Annotated in this window: 1 protein-coding gene; it reads left to right on the plus strand. The window is 61.6% G+C overall.

Annotation, left to right across the window (positions count from 1 at the left end):
- Positions 1-203, plus strand: a 203-nt coding sequence (locus KVT37_RS32000) for a hypothetical protein (protein WP_217578995.1), incomplete at its 5' end; no start/stop codon positions are given.
- Positions 204-333: the final 130 nt, after the last annotated feature.

The following is a 333-nucleotide window of genomic DNA, read 5'->3' on the forward strand; positions in this document are numbered from 1 at the left end:
CTTGCTCGGGACTGGCAAAAAACCTCGCCGTGAACGGCGCCGTGACTGGCGGGAGCGACAGGGACACGGGATGGACCGTAGACGAGGGTACCATCAACAAGCCAGTGTCCCTCCAGGCGATCGATCCCGCGACCGGTACCGCACTCTATCTCAGCGCCACCGCTACCGTCGATGTCGTGAAGGTCAGCACATCGTATCCGTAACAGGATCTCGGCCTCTGGTTCTATCTCGGTTTTCCTCAGCTCCACCTGTCGGTATTCCATGAGGAGCGCGACCTCGGATGGTGATGCGGCGGCGCAGGTTCTGGGCAAGCGAATGCGGCGCGACGATGGT

Source organism: Mesorhizobium sp. GbtcB19 (genome assembly GCF_019091085.1).
Lineage (GTDB): Bacteria > Pseudomonadota > Alphaproteobacteria > Rhizobiales > Rhizobiaceae > Mesorhizobium.